This window comes from Acidovorax sp. FHTAMBA, assembly GCF_038958875.1.
Classification (GTDB): Bacteria; Pseudomonadota; Gammaproteobacteria; order Burkholderiales; family Burkholderiaceae_C; genus Acidovorax.
In genome coordinates, this window is the sequence record NZ_CP152407.1 from 1,855,394 (window position 1) to 1,875,295 (window position 19,902).

The following is a 19,902-nucleotide window of genomic DNA, read 5'->3' on the forward strand; positions in this document are numbered from 1 at the left end:
CTCAAGTCGTTGGGAGAAGCGGTCACACTTGGGAGTCTGCAGGCATTGCGCATATGTCCGCCAGCCCCTGATGACAGCTATACACTGACTAGTTGGTTGTTTGCTGATGGCGTGACGAGTTACTTAGCTCGCCAAAGATAGAACGGCGTTCATGGGCACAGCTTAGTCCAAGGTGGAAGAGGGTGCTAGCCCAGCTTAGCGGCGAGCTCGGAGGCATGCAGCTGGACGTAGAGCTGGAGCAGCCTCAGTGTCCTATGTCCGCTGATGCCGGACAGCTCAAGCACAGACAGATCTCCGCGCTCTGCGAGGCGCGAGAGCGCCTCATGGCGCAGATCGTGCCAGCGGAAATTGTCTATCTTTGCTCGCCTGCAGGCGGTGCGAAAAACCGTGGAGAGGGTTTGTTTTTCGAGGGGAAAGACTCGCCCATCAATGGAGCGGGGCAGACCTTCCAACACGGCTTTCGCCGTGCTGGATAGCGGGACAGCGCGTGCTGTTCCGTTTTTGGTTTGAGGAAGCCACGCTACGCGCTTGGTCAGGTCGATCCGATCCCAGGTCAGGGCGAGCTGCTCGCCTTGGCGCATTGCCGACGCAATGCTGAATTCCACTGCTGGCAGGAGCCAGCGATTTTGCGACTGGCCGCAGGCGGCCAGCAGTGCCGCGGTGTCCTGCGCCGTCAGGCGCCGGTCGCGCGAAGGGCTGTCCTTGGGCTTGCGGATCTGCGCCACGGGGTTGCCCATGGGCAGGGGAATGCCGAATTCCTTGCTAGCCACGTCCAGCACCTTGGACAGCAGATCCAGCTCGGTCTTGACCGTCGCCCCGCTGATCCGGGGCGCGGCCTTCGGGTCTTTGTACCGGGGATCAGGATCGGCGAGGCGCTGATCCCTGTACCAGGCCACCCGTTCCGATGTGATGGCCACGAGCGAGAAGGCCCCTAGCCGGGCCATCAAGTGGCCTAGCTTGGCCTTCCAGGCCTCCCCCCGATAGTGGTGGGGTGCGTAGTCGTTGGCGAAGTCCTGGGCCAGGTCCTTGAACAACTTGGCTTCGGCGCGTGCCGTGGGCACGAAGGCGCCGCGCTCAATCTGTGCCTCGACCTGGCGAGCCCATGACTCGGCCAGGGTTTTGGTGGGGAACGTCTTGGACTGCAGGGGCTGGCCCTTGCGCCGGATGCGCGCTTGCCAGTAGCCAGAGTCAAGCAGTTTGATTGCGGCCATAGGTGAACCTCAATTGGCATGGAATTGGCATGGAATCCCAATTTAATCACATCCAATCGGCCTGTGGGCCTCATGAAATATAGGTTTTTTTAGAAGAAATTTCCCCCCTGCTAAGGGAGTATGGGGTGTAGAGCCTCATCGAGGGTTCGAATCCCTCCGTTTCCGCCAGAGCATAAAGCCCCAAGCGACCCCTCGCTTGGGGCTTTTCTCTTTGAGGATGGTCGTGGCTTGGAGCTTCCCGAAATTCTTGTGGATTGTGAATTCTGGGGCACTGGCTCCAGTAGATTTGCTACGAGCAAATGGCTGGGAGCAGTGATCGCTGTTGGACTCGTGCTCCTCTAACCAGGAGGTCTTATCGGGACATCGGCCCGAACCTTGGCACGGCAGCTTCCGACGCAATCGGGGCGGGCACTTCTACAGCTGATTCAGTTTTGGATTTTGTGACTGGATCCGGACTGGTCTGGCAGCCCATCAACATGGCGGCAAACGGGGCGAACACGTATGCGAGAGTGCGCATCGAACTGTTTCCTTTTTTGTCATGAGTTGAGATCCGGAAAACCGGTGACGGGGATCCGTCGCGCTAACCGAATCACAATCAAGCAAAAAGTTTCAACTGCGACGCAGTTGATGGGCGTTTGGGCCCGGGGTCGGTGCGTACGTCCGCTCGGGCCGCTTCTTCAGGCTTGCATCCGCTTCGACGGGTAAAGGATGAATCCTCTACAACCTCAGTTGCCTCGAGGCTAGTGGCTATTCATCCACCGACGCGCTCCACCGGTCGCCCCAGCTTGGGCTTCGCGTGCCAGACCGGTCATTGATGCGGTCCATCTCCCGGCGATCGCGTTTAGTGGGGCGGCCTTCCTGCAGGGTAGCGGCTGGTTCGGGTGCCAGCCTGCGTTGCTCTGCGGCCTTTTCGCGGGTGGCGATGCTGTCGGGCGTTTCTTCATAAAGTTGCTGCGCTATGGGTGCGGGGCCGCGCGCTCCGCTCAGGCCTTTCACGACAACGGTGCGGGCAAAGGGCCCCTGGCGCAGCGCTACCGTGTCGCCACAGCGCAGGTCTCGGGCGGGCTTGGCCTGCTGGCCGTTGACAGTGACGCGGCCTTTGCCTATTTCTTCGGTGGCCAGGCTGCGGGTTTTGTAAAAGCGCGCGCACCAGAGCCATTTGTCCAGCCGCATTGTCTCCAGGGTGTTCATGCCGCAGATTGTGCCGCGATCGCCCGGCCGTCCCTGTCGTTGGAATGCGCAGCCAGCGGTAGGCGCACAACCGCATCCAGCCCTGAAACGCCGTGGCCCTCCATGCGGTTGGCCAGTGTGATGGTTCCGCCAATGGCTTTCACGATTTCCTGGCAGATCGCCAGGCCCAAACCACTGCCAGTGCGCACGTCGCCCGCCGAAAAGGGCTGGAACAGGCGCGTCGCCAGCTCTTCGTCTATGCCCGGCCCATGGTCGCTGATGGTCAGCACCACGCCGGTGCCGTCGGCGCACAGGTCCACCGCCAGTTCAGTGCCTGCCGGGGCATGGCGCACCGCGTTGTGCAGCAGGTTGCGGCTGAGCTCGCGCACCATCCATTCGTGCGCCTGAACGTGGGCGGGCTCGGTGTGTATGCCGAAGTCCAGGTTGCGCTGGGCGATCAAGGGGGAGATTTCGAGTGCGACGGTACGCAGGATTTCGTCCAGCCGGATGACCGGGGGCGCACTTTGCTGGCGCAGCTGCTCCACCTTGGCCAGGGCCAGCATCTGGTTGGCCAGCTGGGTGGCGCGGTCCACGGTGTCGCTGATCTCGCGCAGCGCCTGCGTGGGCTCGACATCGCCGCGCTGGGCGGATTGCACCTGCGTCTTGAGCACCGCCAACGGCGTGCGCAGCTGGTGCGACGCATCGCGCACAAAACGTTTCTGATCCCGCAGCAGCTGGCTCAGGCGCTGCATCACGCCGTTGGTAGCGTCCACCAGTGGCTGGAGTTCGCGCGGGGTGGACGGCGCTGCGATGGGGCTCAGATCACCTTCCCTGCGCGCCTGAAGCTGCTGGCTCAGCCGGCGCACGGGGTGGATGGCGCGCTGAACCACCAGCACCACGGTCAGTGCGATCACACCGATCAGCAACGCCTGGCGCAGCAGCGTGTTGTAGAGAAGCTGCAGCGCCAGCGTTTCGCGCACCTCCAGGGTTTCGGCCACCTGGATGACGGCCATGGTGCGGCCCTGGGCGCTGGCCACAGGCTGCAGCAGCACCGCCACGCGCACATCACGGCCGCGCAAGCGCTCGTCGTAGAAATCCACCAGCGCCGCATAGGGCGGCTGCGCCGGAATCTGCCCGCGCCATACGGGCAGCTCGTCAAATCCGGAGACCAGTTCGCCCTGCAAGGTGGATACCCGGTAGAACATCTGGCTCTGGTTGTCTGCCTCGAAAGCTTCCAGCGCCGAGTAGGGAACCGTGGCGCGCAGCTGCGCCGCCTCGTCGTAGCCCTGTACATCCAGCTGTTCGCTGATGCTTTTTGCCGAGGCCAGCAAGGTGCGGTCGTACGCCGTGTTCAGCGAGGTCAAGGTTTGCTGGTAGAGGCTGTACGTGTTGAACGCAATGAAGAGCGCGACGGGCAGCAAAATCCCCAGCAACAGGCGCCTGCGCAGCGAGGGGTGGCGCGGCGGCCGGGCAGGTGCGGTCACGTATCGGCCCGCAGCAGGTAGCCGAGCCCCCGCAAGGTCATCAGCGTCAATCCGGTGCCTGCGAGCTTTTTGCGCAGCCGGTACACCACGACTTCAATGGCTTCAAACTGCACGTCCAGCTGACCCGGGAATACCAGCCCGTACAGGCGCTCCTTCGTCACGGCATGGCCGGGCTGGGCCAGCAGCGCGTGCATCAGGGCCAGTTCCCGGGGCGTGAGCTCCATCACCTCGCCGTTGAGGTAGAGCGCGCCGCTTTCCCTGTCGTAGCGCACTGCACCTATCTGTTGGGTGCTGCTGCGGGCATCGGTGGGCGTTGCGGCGCCCGCCTGGCGGCGCTGCAGGGCACGCAGGCGGGCCTCCAGTTCGTCCAGATCAAATGGTTTGGGCAGGTAGTCATCCGCCCCCGCATTCAGCCCGACCACACGATCGCCCACCGTTCCGCGCGCGGTGAGGATCAGCACCGGCGCCCGCAGGCCGCGCGAGCGGGCTTGTTCCAGCACCTGCAGTCCATCAAGCCCCGGCAGCGTGAGGTCCAGGACCACCGCGTCTGGCTGCATCTGTGCCCACCGGTTCAGCGCTGCATGGCCATCGCCGACGGCCGTCACCTGCATGCCTTTGCGGGTCAGGGCGCGGTGCAGGGTGGCCTGCATGGTGGGGTCGTCTTCAACAAGAAGCAGTTGCATGCGCGGCACGATAGCACCGCTGCCATGCTGCAGCCGCATGGGTGTTTTCCCTGCATCCGGGGACAGCCGTTTGACAGGCACGGCGCGCATCATCAGCACGTTCGCACACTTTGCAAGGAGACACCATGCGTCGCGATGCCTTTCTCAGATCCCTGGCCGCCCTCGCCGCTGCAGGCGCGCTGCCTGTAGCGGCCCAGAGCGCACCGGCCGTCAAGATGATGATTCCTGCCAACCCTGGCGGCGGCTGGGATTCGACCGGCCGCGCCCTGGGCAAGGCCATGCAGGAAGCGGGCGCTGCTTCGTCCGTATCCTTTGACAACAAGGGCGGCGCTGCCGGCGCCATTGGCCTGGCCCAGTTCGTCAATGCCAGCAAGGGTGATCCGAATGCGCTGCTGGTGATGGGCGCGGTGATGCTGGGCGGCATCATCACCGGCAAGCCGCCCGTGGGCCTGGACAAGGTCACCCCGCTGGCGCGCCTGACCAGCGAATACAACGTCTTTGTGCTGCCCGCCAATTCGCCATTCAAGACCATGCGGGACGTGATCGACCAGCTCAAGAAAGACCCGGGCAGCGTGAAGTGGGGCGGGGGCTCCCGGGGCTCGACCGAGCACATTGCCGCCGCAATGATCGCCCGGGAGGTGGGAGTCGATCCGTCCAGGATCAACTACGTGGCATTCCGGGGCGGTGGCGAGGCTACCGCCGCCATCCTGGGCGGCAACGTGACCGTGGGCGGCAGTGGCTACAGCGAGTTCGCCGAATACATTGCCGCGGGCAAGATGCTGCCCATTGGCGTCACCTCGGGCCAGCGCCTGAAAGGTGTGAACGTGCCCACGCTCAAGGAGCAGGGCATCAACGTGGAAATTGGCAACTGGCGCGGCGTGTATGGCGCGCCCGGCATCACGCCAGTGCAGCGCAAGGCCCTGATCGATGCGCTGGCCAGGACCTTCAAGCACAAGGCCTGGCAAGACGCGATGGAAAAGAACGGCTGGACCCCCGCATGGATGGCGGGTGACGAGTTCGCCAACTTCGTGGACAGCGAGTTTGCCAGCATGCGCGCCACGATGGCCAAGTCCGGAATGATCTGAGCACACCACCCGGCGCACGCTGCGTACCCCGTCTGCGCGCATTCGTCTTGCCGGCAGGGCAGGTGCGTGCATTGGCCTGGGTGTGTGCGGGCGCGGCGCGAAGGAGCACCATGGCACATCAACATTCCTCACACTCCAGGCCCCTGCAGACCCTCATCGGGGCCGGGCTGGTATTGCTTTCGCTGGGGCTGGCCTGGGGCGCCCGTTCGATCAGTTCGGAGGCCGGCTACGGCGGCGTGGGCCCCAATTTTTTTCCCTGGGTGGTCAGCATTGCCCTGCTGGTGTGTGGCGTGCTGTGCGTGGTGCATGCGCTGACGGGGGGCTTTCGCGACCTCGAAGCGGGTTCGGGTGGCGAGCGTGCCCATTGGCAAGGGTTTGCCTGGGTGTCGGCCGGGCTGCTGCTCAACGCCCTGCTCATCACCACGCTGGGTTTCATCCTGAGCTGCGCGCTGTGTTTTGTGCTCGCCGTGAGGGGCATTAAAAGCTCGGAGGGCGCGCTGGATCTGGGCTGGAAAGCCTGGATCAAGGACCTGCTCCTGGGCATGGCCGTGGCGGCGCCGGTGTACTGGATGTTCACGCAACTGCTGGCCATCAACCTGCCCGGCCTGACCCATACCGGATGGCTGTGACCATGGAAACGTTGAATCTTCTGATGCAGGGGTTTGCCACCGCTGCCACGCCCATCAACCTGGTGTGGGCGCTGGTCGGGTGCATCATTGGCACGGCTGTGGGCGTGTTGCCGGGCATTGGCCCGGCCGTGGCCGTGGCCATGCTGCTGCCCATCACCGTCAAGGTGGAAGCCACCGCGTCGATGATCTTCTTTGCCGGCATCTATTACGGCGCGATGTATGGCGGCTCCACCACGTCGATCCTGCTCAACACGCCGGGAGAGGCGGGCTCCATGGTCACGGCCATGGAGGGCAACAAGATGGCCAAGAGCGGCCGTGCCGGCGCCGCACTGGCCACCGCCGCCATAGGCTCTTTCGTCGCGGGCACCATTGCCACGGTGCTGGTTACGTTCTTTGCGCCGCTGGTGGCCGAGTACGCGGTGCGCCTGGGCCCGCCGGAATACTTCATGCTCATGGTGCTGGCCTTCACCACGGTGAGTGCCGTGCTGGGCAAAAGCACCTTGCGCGGCATGGTGGCCTTGTTTGTGGGGCTGGCCATGGGCCTGATCGGCATCGACCAGATCACCGGTCAGGCGCGCTACACGGGTGGGGTGCCCGAGCTCATGGACGGCATCGAAGTCGTGCTGATTGCCGTTGGCCTGTTTGCCGTGGGGGAGGCGCTGTACAACGTAATGTACGAAGGCCGCACGGAGGCAACGCAAAACCGCCTGACCAGCACCCACATGACCCGGGAGGAGTGGAAGCGCTCCTGGCCGGCATGGATCCGTGCCACTTTCATCGGCTTTCCGTTTGGCACCGTGCCCGCCGGCGGCAGCGAGATTCCGACCTTTCTCAGCTATGCCACCGAAAAGAAGCTGAGCCGGCACCAGGAAGAGTTCGGCACCTCCGGCGCCATCGAAGGTGTGGCGGGGCCCGAGGCAGCCAACAACGCGGCGATCACGGCCACGCTGATTCCGCTGCTGACGCTGGGCATCCCGACGTCGAACACCACCGCCATCCTGCTCGGGGCTTTTCAAAACTATGGCATCCAGCCCGGCCCCCAGCTGTTTGACACCAACGGTGCGCTGGTGTGGGCGCTGATCGCGTCGATGTACATCGGCAACATCATGCTGCTCATCCTCAACCTGCCGCTCATCGGGCTGTGGGTGAAGCTGCTGAAAATTCCTAGGTCGTACCTGTATGCCGGCATCCTGGTGTTTTCCACGCTCGGGGTGTATGGCATGCGCCAGAGCGCCTTCGACCTGGTGCTGCTGTACGCGATCGGCCTGCTGGGCGTGGTGATGCGCCGCTTTGACTTTCCGGCTGCGCCCGTGGTGGTGGGCATGATCCTGGGCCCGCTGGCAGAGGCGCAGATGCGCAATGCCGTGGCCATTGGCGAAGGCCGGTGGACGGTCTTCTTGGAGCGCCCCGGGTCGCTGACGCTGATCATCATTGTGCTGGCGGTGCTCATCGTTCCGCGCCTGCTGCGCCGGTGGGCAAGGCGCAGGCTGGCGGCGCTGGCGCGTTGAGGCGGCTCGCGAGCGCTCGAGCGGTGTCTGGGCAGCACCTTCCGTTCATGGGTTTCTGAATGAAAATGGCCGCCAGCGCTTGATGGATATGCGCTACATGCTATTAATTTAATAGTATTCGAAGTGCATCGCCGATGCAGGGGGCGGGTACCCGAGGTGCCTGGGGCCGCCGTGCCGCGCTACCATCCGCAGATGCCTTTGCTTACCGATGACGCCCCTGCGCTGCCGCTGGATGCCCAGGGCATTCTGGAACTGGCGGCGCGTTCCATGTTCCAGCTGTTTTCCAGCGTCAGCCAGGGCATGTTCCTGGTGGACCGCAGTGGGCGCATCGTGTGGATCAACGAGGGCTACCAGCGCTTTCTGCCGGACCTCGGCTTCTCTTCGGTGGACCAGTTTGTCGGCCGCACGGTGGAGGAGGTCATCCCTAACACGCAGATGCGCCGCGTGCTCGAAACCGGCCAGCCCGTGCTGATCGATCTGCTCACCAACAAGGCGGGCACCTTTGTGGTCAGCCGCATTCCGTTGCGCGACGACGCCGACCGCGTGATCGGCGCCATCGGCATCGTGCTGTTCGACCACCCCGAGACCACGCTGCAGCCGCTGATCAGCAAGTTTGCGCTGCTGCAGCGTGATCTGGACGATGCGCGGCGCGAGCTGGCCAGCCAGCGCAGCCGGTCGCTGGCCGTGGCGGGCGATGGCGAGCGGCGCGCCAAATACACGTTTGCCAGTTTCATTGGCTCCAGCCCCGCAGCGGCCGAGGTCAAGCGCCAGGCACGGCGTGCCGCGCAGTCGAGCAGCCCGGTGCTGCTGCTGGGCGAGACGGGTACCGGCAAGGAGCTGCTGGCCCATGCCATCCATGCGGCATCCAGCCGCGCCAGCGGCCCGTTCGTCAGCGTCAACATCGCCGCCGTGCCCGACACACTACTGGAGGCCGAGTTCTTCGGCGTGGCCCCGGGCGCCTACACCGGCGCCGACCGCAAGGGCCGCGACGGCAAGTTCAAGCTGGCCGATGGCGGCACGCTGTTCCTCGATGAAATCGGCGACATGCCGCAGAGCCTGCAGGCCAAGCTGCTGCGCGCCCTGCAGGAGGGCGAAATCGAGCCCCTGGGCTCCAACAAGCTGGTGCCCTTCAACGTCCGCATCCTGGCGGCCACGTCGCGCGACCTGGCATCGCTGGTGCGCGAAAGCCGGTTTCGCGAAGATCTTTTCTACCGGCTGCACGTGCTGCCGGTGCGCGTGCCGCCGCTGCGCGTGCGGCGCGGCGACATTCCCGCGCTGGTGGAGGCCCTGGGCGAAGACCTGGCGCATCGCAACTGCATACCCCCACCCGAGCTCACGCCCGATGCCATGGCCTTGCTGGCAGGCCAGCCGTGGCGCGGCAACATCCGCGAACTGCGCAACGTGCTGGAGCAGGCCGTGATGCGCAGCGACTCTGCCTACATCGATGCAGCGCAGCTCGAGCGCGTGCTGCGCGATGCCGGGGTGGTGCCTGCCGCGCCCGCGCCGGTGCTGGAGGTAGCGCCAGCCACCGACGCCGAAGACGAAAGCCGCTACCTGCGCCCGCTGGCAGAGCAGGTTGCAGAGCTGGAGCGCCGCGCCATCGCAGCGGCGATGAAAGCGCATGGCGGCAACAAGCTCGCCACCGCGCGCCAGCTGGGTATCTCCCGGGCCACGCTCTATGGCAGGCTGGAAAACCCTGATTAAAAATCAGGCAACTGTCCTGAAATTGGTCAGACTTGCTGGCTGAAAGTCAGGCAGAAACTGGGATTGAGGTCACAAACAAGTCGGTTTTATGGCGGAAGGGTGCATGGGCTGGGTTGGCACGGATGCTGCAACATTTGGTCACAACTCCAGGAGACAACCCCATGCAACGACGCGCCTTGATTGCGCTGGCCGCACTGGCCAGCGCCCTTGCCGCACCGGCCTTCGGCCAGACCGGGGAAATTCGCATCGCCCACGTCTATAGCAAAACAGGGCCGCTGGAGGCCTACGGCAAGCAGACCCAGACCGGACTGATGATGGGGCTGGAGTACGCCACCGGCGGCACCATGACCATCAATGGCAAGAAAATCGTCGTGATCGAGCGGGACGACCAGGGCAAGCCCGACCTGGGCAAGAGCCTGCTGGCGGCGGCCTATGTGGACGACAAGGCGGACATCGCCGTCGGGCCCACGGCGTCTGGTGTGGCGCTGGCCATGCTGCCCGTGGCCGAGGAGCACAAGAAGATCCTGATGGTGGAGCCCGCCGTGGCCGATGCGATCACCGGCGAAAAATGGAACAAGTACATCTTTCGCACCGGGCGCAACAGCAGCCAGGACGCCATCAGCAACGCAGTGGCAGTGGACCGGGAAGGCGCCGTCATCGCCACCCTGGCGCAGGACAACGCCTTTGGACAGGGCGGTGTGAAGGCGTTCAAGGATTCGGTCAAGAAGGCCAAGGTGGTCCATGAGGAATACCTGCCTCCCGCCACCACTGATTTCACGGCCGGGGCCCAGCGGTTGATCGAAAAGCTCAAGGACCAGCCGGGGCGAAAGATTATCTGGATCATCTGGGCGGGCGGCGGGGGCAGCCCGTTCAAGATTGCCGACCTGGACTTGAAGCGCTACGGCATCGAGATCGCCACGGGCGGCAACATTTTGCCCGCCATGGTGTCCTACAACCAGTTCCCGGGCATGGAAGGCGCAACGTACTACTACTACAGCTTCTCCAAGAACAAGCCCAACCTGTGGCTGGTCACGCAGCACTTTGTCCGCTATGAGACGCCGCCAGACTTCTTCACGGCGGGGGGCTTCAGCTCCGCGATGGCCCTGGTCACCGCGCTTCAGAAGACGGGGGGTGATACCAACACCAACAAGCTGATAGCCACCATGGAGGGCATGAGCTTCGACACCCCCAAGGGCACCATGACCTTCCGCAAGGAAGACCACCAGGCCCTGCAAAGCATGTACCACTTCCGCGTGGCCCCCGGTGCACGCCAGGGCACCATGGCCGACCTCTACCTGGTGCGCGAAATCAAGCCGCAGGACATGAACCTGCCCATCCGCAACCGGCGGTGACGGCCGGACGGAATCGGTGCAAACCCTGCATTAAATCCAATCAAATGACCAAAAATCAGACATTTGTTTTGTATTTATTTCAGACATTCCATTTTGGTTGTTTGGAAATATCGTTATAAATCAACCACTTACATATTGGCACGAACTGTGCAATTAGCAGGCATCACAACTGGAGACCTCCCCATGCAACGACGTACCCTGGTAGCTCTGGCCGCATTGGCCGCCACAATCTCTGCACCCGCCTTCGCCCAGACTGGCGAGATCCGCATTGCCCACGTGTACAGCAAGACGGGCCCGCTGGAGGCCTATGGCAAGCAGACGCAGACCGGCCTGATGATGGGTCTGAACTACGCCACCGGCGGCACCATGATGGTGGGCGGCAAGAAGATCGTGGTGATCGAGAAGGACGACCAGGGCAAGCCTGACCTGGGCAAGAGCCTGCTGTCGGCCGCGTATTCGGATGACAAGGCCGACATTGCCGTGGGCCCCACATCGTCGGGCGTGGCGCTGGCAATGCTGCCGGTGGCCGAGGAATACAAGAAGATCCTGCTGGTGGAGCCTGCCGTGGCCGACGCCATCACGGGCGACAAGTGGAACAAGTACATCTTCCGCACGGGCCGCAACAGCAGCCAGGACGCGATCTCCAACGCCGTGGCGGTGGACAAGGATGGCGTGACGATCGCCACCCTGGCACAAGACAACGCCTTCGGTCGCGATGGCGTCAAGGCGTTCAAGGATGCGGTCAAGAAGGCCAAGGTGGCCCACGAGGAGTACCTGCCCGCCGCCACCACCGACTTCACCGCAGGTGCACAACGCTTGATCGAGAAGCTCAAGGACCAACCCGGCCGCAAGATCATCTGGATCGTCTGGGCGGGCGCAGGCAACCCGTTCAAGATTGCCGACATGGACCTGAAGCGCTACGGCATCGAGATCTCCACCGGCGGCAACATCCTGCCCGCCATGGCGTCGTACAAGAACTTCCCCGGCATGGAAGGCGCCACGTACTACTACTTCGGCATCCCCAAGAACCCCGTGAACGAAGCCCTGGTGGCTGCGCACTACAAGGAGTTCAAGACCCCGCCAGACTTCTTCACGGCCGGTGGTTTCAGCTCGGCCATGGCGCTGGTGACGGCGCTCAAGGCCACCAATGGCGACACCAACACCAACAAGCTCATCAAGACCATGGAAGGCATGAGCTTTGACACGCCCAAGGGCAAGATGACCTTCCGCAAGGAAGACCACCAGGCCATGCAGAGCATGTACCACTTCAAGATCAAGGTGGACCCGGCCTTTGCCTGGGGCGTGCCCGAGCTGGTCCGCGAGATCAAGCCTGAAGAAATGAACGTGCCGATTCGCAACCAGCGATAACCTGTTTGCGTGGCCCCGCGCCGGCACGACGGTGCCGCGCGCGGGGATCATCCCGCGGGGGCGGCCGCCCCTCTTTTTCCAGTGAGTTGAAAGCATGAACCCCCGGGTTACACGGGGGCTGGTCAGACTTTTCCCAAAAAATACTTGGAGACAGACAACATGACTTTTGCCTTCATCCGGGCAGCCACCGCCAGCGCGGCGCTGGCCCTGGTATCGCTGGGTTCCGCCACGGCCGCCGTCAACCTTCCCGCACTCAATATCGACAAGACGCAGACCACCATCTCCGGCCTTTCCGCCGGTGGCTTCATGGCGGTGCAGATGCACGTGGCGTACTCGGCCACCTTTGCCAAGGGGGCTGGCATTTTTGCCGCAGGGCCCTATAACTGCGCCGAAGGTTCCATCATCAACGCCACGGGGCGCTGCATGACCAGCACCAGCGCTTCGGGCATTCCCACCAGCACGCTGGTCAATACCACCAACACATGGGCCAGCCAGGGGCTGATCGACCCGGTGGCCAACCTGCAGAACTCCAGGGTTTATCTCTTCTCGGGCACGCTGGACACGGTGGTCAAGCCGGGTGCTGTGGACGCGCTGCGCAACTACTACGGCAGCTTCGTGCCCGCGGCCAACATCGTCTACAAGAAGGACCTGGCGGCCGAACACGCCATGATCACCGACGACTATGGGAGCGGCTGCACGGTCAAGGGGGCGCCCTTCATCAACGACTGCAATTTCGACCTCGCCGGGGCGATGCTGCAGCACCTGTATGGCCCGCTCAATCCGCGCAACAACGCTGCATTGCCCGCGGGCAATTTCATCGAGTTCAACCAGACACAGTTCATCACCAACCACGGCATGGGCACCACGGGCTGGGCCTATGTGCCGCAGGCCTGCCAGGCCGGCAGCAGCACCGCATGCCGCCTGCATGTGGTGCTACACGGCTGCAAGCAGAACCTGACGGACGTGCAGCAGCAATACGTGCGCAACACCGGCTACAACCGCTGGGCAGACACCAACAACATCGTGATGCTCTACCCGCAGACCGGCGTGGGCGCCACCAACAGCTGCTTTGACTGGTGGGGCTATGACAGCGCCAACTACGCCAAGAAGTCCGGCCCGCAGATGGCCGCCATCAAGGCCATGGTGGACCGTGTATCCAGCGGCAGTGGCACGCTGCCGCCCGACCCGGTGGCCCTTCCCGCACCCACGGGCGTCAGCACATCGGGCGCCACCGCCAGCAGCATGGCCATCGGCTGGAACGCCGTCGCCGGTGCCGCCAGCTACAACGTGTACCGCAACGCCAACAAGGTCAACGCGTTGCCCGTGAACGCCACGAGCTACACCGACACGGGTCTCGCCGCATCCACCACCTACAGCTGGACCGTGCGCGCCGCGGACGCCAATGGCGCGGAGGGCGCCACCTCCGCCCCGGTATCAGCCACCACCCAGGCTGCATCGGGCGGCGGCACAGCTGTGTGCACCACGGCCAGCAACTATGCGCACACCCTGGCGGGGCGCGCCTATGCGGCGGGGGGCTATGCCTACGCCCTGGGATCCAACCAGAACATGGGCCTGTGGAACGTGTTCGTGACCAGAACCCTCAAGCAGACCGCGCCCAACCATTACGTGATTGGCACCTGCCCCTGAGCCCGCGCCAGGGGGCTGCGCAGCTGCGCATTCCCCTGCCGGGTGGCCTGGTGCCACGCCCCGAGATGATGACTTTGAAGAAAGAGAAGCTGTACCCATGAGCACCTTGGCCACCAAGGACTTGACCATCCGCTTCGGCGGCCACGTGGCGGTGAATGCCGTGACCTGCTCGTTCGAGCCCGGCACGCTGACCGCCATCGTGGGCCCCAACGGCGCTGGCAAGACCACCTACTTCAACCTTATCTCTGGCCAGCTGCGTGCGAGCAGCGGCACCGTCACGCTGGGCGGGCAGGACATCACCAGCCAGTCCGTGTCGGCCCGCACGCACGCGGGCCTGGGCCGGGCGTTCCAGCTCACCAACCTGTTTCCCAATCTCAGCGTGCTGGAAAACGTGCGCCTGGCCGTCCAGGCCACGAAAGAGGGCAAGCACCGCGGCGGGCTGAACCTGTGGAGCATCTGGAGTGACCACACCGCGCTCACCCAGCGCGCCCGCGCCATCCTGCAGGCGGTGGCGATGAACGACCGCGCCGACACCCCCGTGGCCAGCCTGCCCCACGGCGACCAGCGCAAGCTGGAAGTAGCCCTGCTCATGGCACTGGAGCCGCAGGTCTACATGTTTGACGAGCCCACGGCCGGCATGAGCCACGACGAGGCGCCCGTGATCCTGAACCTGATCCGCGAGCTCAAGAAAGACAAGACCAAGATCATCCTGCTGGTGGAGCACAAGATGGACGTGGTGCGCGAGCTCGCCGACCGCATCATCGTGCTGACCAACGGCACCCTGGTGGCCGATGGCCCGCCGGCGGAGGTGATTGCATCGTCCGTGGTGCAGGAAGCCTACCTGGGCGTCAGCAAGGACGCAGAGAAGGAGGCCGCATGAGCTCGGCCAATCTCCTCGAACTCAAGGGCGTGCACACGCACATCGGCGCGTACCACATCCTGCATGGCGTGGACCTGGCTGTACCCAAAGGGCAGCTCACCATGCTGCTGGGCCGCAACGGCGCGGGCAAGACGACCACGCTGCGCACCATCATGGGCCTGTGGCATGCGTCCAAGGGCAGCATCCACTTTGGCGGCAAAGACATCACCGCGCTCAACACGCCCCAGATCGCGGGCATGAACATCGCCTATGTGCCCGAGAACATGGGCATCTTTGCTGACCTCACCGTCAAGGAAAACATGCTGCTGGCCGCCCGCAGCGCCAGCAACGCCGCGCAGATGGATACCGCGCGGCTTGAGTGGATCTTCAAGCTCTTCCCTGCGGTGGAGAAGTTCTGGAACCACCCGGCCGGCAAGCTCAGCGGCGGGCAAAAACAGATGCTGGCCGTGAGCCGCGCCATCGTGGAGCCGCGCGAGCTGCTCATCGTGGACGAGCCCAGCAAGGGCCTGGCCCCCGCGATCATCAACAACATGATCGAAGCGTTTGACCAGCTCAAAATGAGCGGCGTGACGATCTTGCTGGTGGAGCAGAACATCAATTTCGCCAAGCGGCTCGGGGATACCGTGGCCGTGATGGACAACGGCCAGGTGGTGCATGCAGGCAGCATGGCCGCACTGGCGCAGGACGAAGAGCTGCAGCGCTCGCTGCTGGGGTTGGCACTATGAGTTTCACACCGGATTTCAAGACTTTTTGGCCTCTGGCGCTTGATGGTAAAGCGCAAACAGCTATTAAGAATGTAGCAACATGGCAGGGCGCCATGGCCGCGCAAGGAGGCCGGGCATGAACATCTCCCGCGATTTCGACTGGAAGCCCCTGGCGCTGGTGCCCGCACTTGCGCTGCTGGTGCTGCCCTTCATCGGTTCGCCCAGCACCTGGCTCACGCTCACGGTGGCGGGGCTGGCCATGGGCATGATCATCTTCATCATCGCCTCGGGCCTTACGCTGGTGTTTGGCCTGATGGACGTGCTGAACTTCGGCCACGGCGTGTTCATCGCTTTAGGCGCCTTTGTGGCCACCAGCGTGCTGGGCGCCATGGGCGACTACACGCAAAGCGCCGACCTGTGGCGCAACCTGCTCGCAGTGCTGCCGGCCATGCTGGTGGCCATGGCGGTGGCGGGCTCCGTGGGCCTGGCGTTCGAGCGCTTCATCGTGCGGCCCGTGTACGGCCAGCATCTGAAGCAGATCCTCATCACCATGGGCGGCATGATCATTGGTGAAGAACTCATCAAGGTCATCTGGGGCCCTGCGCAGATCCCGCTGCCGCTGCCCGAGGGCATGCGCGGCTCGCTGCTGGTGGGTGATGCCGCCATCGAAAAATACCGCCTGATCGCCGTGGTGGTGGGCCTGGTGGTCTTCGGCGTGCTGGCCTGGACGCTTTCGCGCACCAAGGTGGGCCTGCTCATCCGCGCCGGCGTGCAGGACCGTGAAATGGTCGAAAGCCTGGGCTACCGCATCCGCCGCCTGTTCGTGGGCGTGTTCGTGGTCGGCTCGGCGCTGGCCGGCCTGGGCGGCGTGATGTGGGGGCTGTACCAGCAGAACGTGATTCCGCAGATGGGTGCGCAGGTCAACGTGCTGATCTTCATCGTGATCATCATCGGCGGGCTAGGCAGCACCGGCGGCGCCCTGATCGGCGCGCTGCTGGTCGGCCTGATGGCCAACTACACCGGCTTCCTGGCGCCCAAGGTGGCGCTGTTCTCGAACATCGCCCTCATGGTCGCCATCCTGCTGTGGCGTCCGCAAGGTGTCTACCCTGTCACGAACCGTTGAAGCGGAGCCCGACATGTTGAATCGACTTCTCTCCAACGACTACCCGCGCAGCAAGGTGCTGGCGGTCATCCTCGCGGCCATCCTGGTGGGCCTGGCGTTCGCGCCCTTCCTGTTCCCCGGCGTCAAGGCGCTCAATGTGGCTGCCAAGGTGCTGATCTTCGTGGTGCTGGTGGCCAGCTTCGACCTGCTGCTGGGCTACACCGGCATCGTGAGTTTTGCGCACACCATGTTCTTCGGCATTGGTGCCTACGGCATTGCCGTGGCTACCACGCGCATGGGGGCTACCTGGGCCGCGCTGGGCGTGGGCATTGGCGGCGCGCTGCTGCTGTCGCTGCTGCTGTCACTGGCGGTGGGGCTGTTCTCGCTGCGGGTGCGCGCCATCTTCTTTGCCATGATCACGCTGGCTGTGGCGGCGGCGTTCCAGACGCTGGCCTCGCAGCTGTCCGACATCACCGGCGGTGAAGACGGCCTGACCTTCAAGGTGCCCGAACTGCTCTCGCCGAGCTTCGAGCCCTTTGAAAACGAAGTGCTGGGTGTGCTGATCGACGGCAAGCTCATCACGTACTACCTGCTGTTCGTCACCGCGGTGGTGCTGGTGCTGGCGCTGCTGCGCATCGTCAACTCGCCCTTCGGCCGGGTGCTGCAGGCCATCCGCGAGAACGAGTTCCGCGCCGAGGCCATTGGCTACCGCGTGGTGGTGTACCGCACCACCTCCAGCGTGCTGTCGGCGCTGTTTGCCACCATGGCGGGCGCGATGCTTGCGCTCTGGCTGCGCTACAACGGGCCCGACACCTCGCTCAGCTTCGAAATCATGATGGACTGCCTGCTCATCGTGGTGATCGGCGGCATGGGCACGATCTATGGCTCGGCCATCGGCGCGGTGCTGTTCCTGCTGGCGCAAAGCTATCTGCAGGACCTGCTGCGCATGGGCAGCGAGGCGGCCAGTGCGCTGCCCTGGCTGTCGGCCCTTTTGTCGCCTGACCGCTGGCTGCTCTGGCTCGGCGTTCTGTTTGTTCTGTCGGTCTATTACTTCCCCACCGGTGTGGTGGGGCGCCTGCGCGCGGCAGCTGCGCGCAAGGCGGGGTGAGGGAAAGCCTTGGCCGCGCAGGGCGACCTGCACGGCCGGGGCTTTGGTGAGCTGTGCATCCAACGCTAAGAAAAACTCCTGGAGACAAACCCATGAAGGTCAGCACCATGAAGACTCGCATTCGCCCGTTTGTGCCTGCAGCACTGGCGGCTGCGGTATTGGCAGCCTGCGGCGGCAGCGACGGCGACAGCGCTCCCGTCAACGCCAAGCCTGCATACCTCGGCGCAATCAGCGCCGTCACGTATGACGGCACCAGCAACGACTTGCTCACCGCAGGCCTGGGAGCCAGCGGCTTGGCCGCGCCGGTGGCGCCCGCCTATGCCGACCCGCTCAACCCCACGGCGGCCGAGCTGCGCCGCACGGCCATCCACACCAACTACCGCGCCATGCTCGACATGACGGCCGCCGGTGGCTACGGCACGCTGTACGGCCCCAACGTCAATGCCCAGGGCCAGGTCACGGCTGGCGACGGCAAGGTGGCGGGTACCGAATACATCGCTTTTGCAGACGACGGCACGGGCCGCAAGAACGTCACGCTCATGGTGCAGGTGCCCGCCAGCTTCGACCCCAAGAAGCCCTGCATGATCACCGCCACCGCCTCGGGCTCGCGCGGCGTGTATGGAGGTATCTCCACGGGCGAGTGGGGCCTCAAGAAGGGCTGCGCGGTGGCCTACTCTGACAAGGGCACAGGCGGCGCGCCACACGACCTGCAAAACGATACCGTGCCGCTGATCGACGGCACCCGCGCCACGGCCGCAGCCGCCGGTGCCAATGCCGCGTTCAATGCGGGCCTCACGCCCACCGAGCTGGCCGCCTTCAACGCGGCCACGCCCAATCGCTTTGCCTTCAAGCACGCACACTCTGGTCAAAACGCGGAAAAGGACTGGGGCACCACCACGCTGCAGGCCGTGGAGTTTGGCTACTACGTGCTCAACCAGCGTTATGGCGAGACCAACGCAGCGGGCCAGCGCCTCAAATCCCTCACCCCCGCCAACACCATTGTCATTGCCTCCAGCATTTCCAACGGCGGTGGCTCCGCCATCGCCGCGGCCGAGCAGGACACGCAAGGCCTCATCAGCGGTGTGGCCGTGTCAGAGCCGGCCATCGAGATGCCGGCCAACCCCGGCGTCACGGTGCGCCGCGGTAGCGCCGACATTGTGGTGACGGGCAAGCCCCTCATCGACTTCACCACCTACGCCAACCTGTACCAGTCCTGCGCTTCGCTGGCGCCGTCCATCGGCTCCACCCCCTACGCCGCGGCGTTTGCGGCCGGGTTTGGCAGTGCGGCCCTGCCCATTGCGCCCAATCGCTGCGCGTCGCTCAAGGCGGCGGGCCTGCTGTCGGCCTCCACCACCGCCACCCAGGCCGAAGAGGCCCTGCAAAAGCTGCGCGACTACGGCTGGGAGCCCGAGTCCAACGACCTTCATGCCTCGCTGGCGGCCTTCGAGGTCGCGCCTGCCGTGGCAGTCACCTTTGCCAACAGCCTCTCGCGTGCCAGCGTGAAGGACAACCTGTGCGGCTTCAGCTACGCGGCCACGGCGGCCACCGGTGCGGTCACGCCCCTGGCCGCGGCTGCGCTGCCCGGCATGTTTGCAACCGGCAACGGCGTTCCTCCGTCGGGTGGCATCAACCTGGTGAACAACCTGGGCAAATTCGGACCGGCGCGGGACTTCCTGTCGTTCTCGGATGCGGGTGTGGCCGACTGGAACACCGCTGGCGCGCTGTGCCTGCGCAACCTGGTCACCGGCACCGACGCCGCAGCCAGGAAGCTGCAGGCCGGTGTGGATGAAACCCGCCGCAACGGCAACCTGCGCGGCAAGCCCGCGATCATCGTGCACGGCCGCGCAGATGCGCTGCTGCCCGTGAGCCACACCTCGCGCCCCTATGCCGCGCTGAACAGGAAGGTCGAGGGCGCCGCCAGCAAGCTCAGCTATGTGGAGGTGGCCAATGCCCAGCACTTTGACAGTTTCATCGGCCTGCCCACGGTGCTGCCGGGCTACGACAGCCGCTATGTGCCGCTGCACGTGTACCTGAACCACGCGCTCGACGCCGTGTACGACCACCTTGCCAGCGGCAAGCCGCTGCCTGCCAGCCAGGTGGTGCGCACCGTGCCGCGCGGCGGCACACCCGGCAGTGCGCCCGCGATCACGGCCGCCAACGTGCCGCCGATCGCTGCCACGCCAGTGGCTGCCAACGCCATTGCCGTGACGGCTGGTTCGATCTCCGTGCCCGACTGAACCCCGCCCGCAAACGCTGCCACGCAACCC

16 protein-coding genes are annotated in these 19,902 nt (G+C 64.6%); 12 read left to right on the forward strand and 4 right to left on the reverse strand.

The window, feature by feature from the left end; translation table 11 throughout:
* Window positions 1–185: 185 nt before the first annotated feature.
* From AAFF19_RS08710 to AAFF19_RS08725, 4 genes are all read right to left on the reverse strand, one after another.
* Entirely contained in the window at window positions 186–1,211 is a 1,026-nt protein-coding gene (locus AAFF19_RS08710) for a site-specific integrase (RefSeq protein WP_182120858.1), read from the reverse strand.
* 747 nt (window positions 1,212–1,958) lie between these two features.
* On the reverse strand, window positions 1,959–2,402 hold the full coding sequence (locus AAFF19_RS08715; RefSeq protein WP_182120859.1) for a S4 domain-containing protein: 444 nt from the start codon (window positions 2,400–2,402) through the stop codon (window positions 1,959–1,961).
* A complete protein-coding gene (locus AAFF19_RS08720) occupies window positions 2,399–3,865 on the reverse strand; it encodes a sensor histidine kinase (RefSeq protein ID WP_182120860.1) in 1,467 nt (488 codons plus the stop codon). The genes AAFF19_RS08715 and AAFF19_RS08720 overlap by 4 nt, the downstream gene beginning before the upstream one ends.
* On the reverse strand, window positions 3,862–4,548 hold the full coding sequence (locus AAFF19_RS08725) for a response regulator transcription factor (protein ID WP_342721685.1): 687 nt from the start codon (window positions 4,546–4,548) through the stop codon (window positions 3,862–3,864). The genes AAFF19_RS08720 and AAFF19_RS08725 overlap by 4 nt, the downstream gene beginning before the upstream one ends.
* Window positions 4,549–4,673: 125 nt before the next feature.
* Between AAFF19_RS08725 and AAFF19_RS08730 the strand changes: the two genes are divergently transcribed.
* From AAFF19_RS08730 to AAFF19_RS08785, 12 genes are all read left to right on the forward strand, one after another.
* On the forward strand, window positions 4,674–5,633 hold the full coding sequence (locus AAFF19_RS08730; protein WP_182120862.1) for a tripartite tricarboxylate transporter substrate-binding protein: 960 nt from the start codon (window positions 4,674–4,676) through the stop codon (window positions 5,631–5,633).
* A gap of 110 nt (window positions 5,634–5,743) precedes the next feature.
* Window positions 5,744–6,262 carry a tripartite tricarboxylate transporter TctB family protein gene (locus AAFF19_RS08735; RefSeq protein ID WP_182120863.1) on the forward strand — a complete coding sequence of 173 codons (519 nt, stop codon included), beginning with the start codon at window positions 5,744–5,746 and terminating at the stop codon, window positions 6,260–6,262.
* Between the two features lie 2 nt (window positions 6,263–6,264).
* On the forward strand, window positions 6,265–7,770 hold the full coding sequence (locus AAFF19_RS08740) for a tripartite tricarboxylate transporter permease (RefSeq protein ID WP_182120864.1): 1,506 nt from the start codon (window positions 6,265–6,267) through the stop codon (window positions 7,768–7,770).
* Between the two features lie 192 nt (window positions 7,771–7,962).
* Window positions 7,963–9,474 (forward strand): sigma 54-interacting transcriptional regulator, encoded by a 1,512-nt coding sequence (locus AAFF19_RS08745; RefSeq protein WP_182120865.1) that lies wholly within the window; start codon window positions 7,963–7,965, stop codon window positions 9,472–9,474.
* Window positions 9,475–9,635: 161 nt separating this feature from the next.
* Window positions 9,636–10,826, forward strand: a complete 1,191-nt coding sequence (locus AAFF19_RS08750; protein WP_182120866.1) for a substrate-binding domain-containing protein — start codon at window positions 9,636–9,638, stop codon at window positions 10,824–10,826.
* Window positions 10,827–11,009: 183 nt separating this feature from the next.
* Window positions 11,010–12,194 (forward strand): substrate-binding domain-containing protein, encoded by a 1,185-nt coding sequence (locus AAFF19_RS08755; protein WP_182120867.1) that lies wholly within the window; start codon window positions 11,010–11,012, stop codon window positions 12,192–12,194.
* A 159-nt stretch (window positions 12,195–12,353) separates the two neighbouring features.
* Window positions 12,354–13,841, forward strand: a complete 1,488-nt coding sequence (locus AAFF19_RS08760; RefSeq protein WP_342721686.1) for a PHB depolymerase family esterase — start codon at window positions 12,354–12,356, stop codon at window positions 13,839–13,841.
* A gap of 97 nt (window positions 13,842–13,938) precedes the next feature.
* On the forward strand, window positions 13,939–14,721 hold the full coding sequence (locus tag AAFF19_RS08765; protein ID WP_342721687.1) for an ABC transporter ATP-binding protein: 783 nt from the start codon (window positions 13,939–13,941) through the stop codon (window positions 14,719–14,721).
* On the forward strand, window positions 14,718–15,446 hold the full coding sequence (locus AAFF19_RS08770; protein ID WP_342721688.1) for an ABC transporter ATP-binding protein: 729 nt from the start codon (window positions 14,718–14,720) through the stop codon (window positions 15,444–15,446). The genes AAFF19_RS08765 and AAFF19_RS08770 overlap by 4 nt, the downstream gene beginning before the upstream one ends.
* Before the next feature lie 115 nt (window positions 15,447–15,561).
* Window positions 15,562–16,548 carry a branched-chain amino acid ABC transporter permease gene (locus AAFF19_RS08775; protein ID WP_342721689.1) on the forward strand — a complete coding sequence of 329 codons (987 nt, stop codon included), beginning with the start codon at window positions 15,562–15,564 and terminating at the stop codon, window positions 16,546–16,548.
* A gap of 13 nt (window positions 16,549–16,561) precedes the next feature.
* Entirely contained in the window at window positions 16,562–17,635 is a 1,074-nt protein-coding gene (locus tag AAFF19_RS08780; RefSeq protein WP_342721690.1) for a branched-chain amino acid ABC transporter permease, read from the forward strand.
* A gap of 92 nt (window positions 17,636–17,727) precedes the next feature.
* Entirely contained in the window at window positions 17,728–19,872 is a 2,145-nt protein-coding gene (locus AAFF19_RS08785; protein WP_342721691.1) for a D-(-)-3-hydroxybutyrate oligomer hydrolase, read from the forward strand.
* Window positions 19,873–19,902 lie beyond the last annotated feature (30 nt).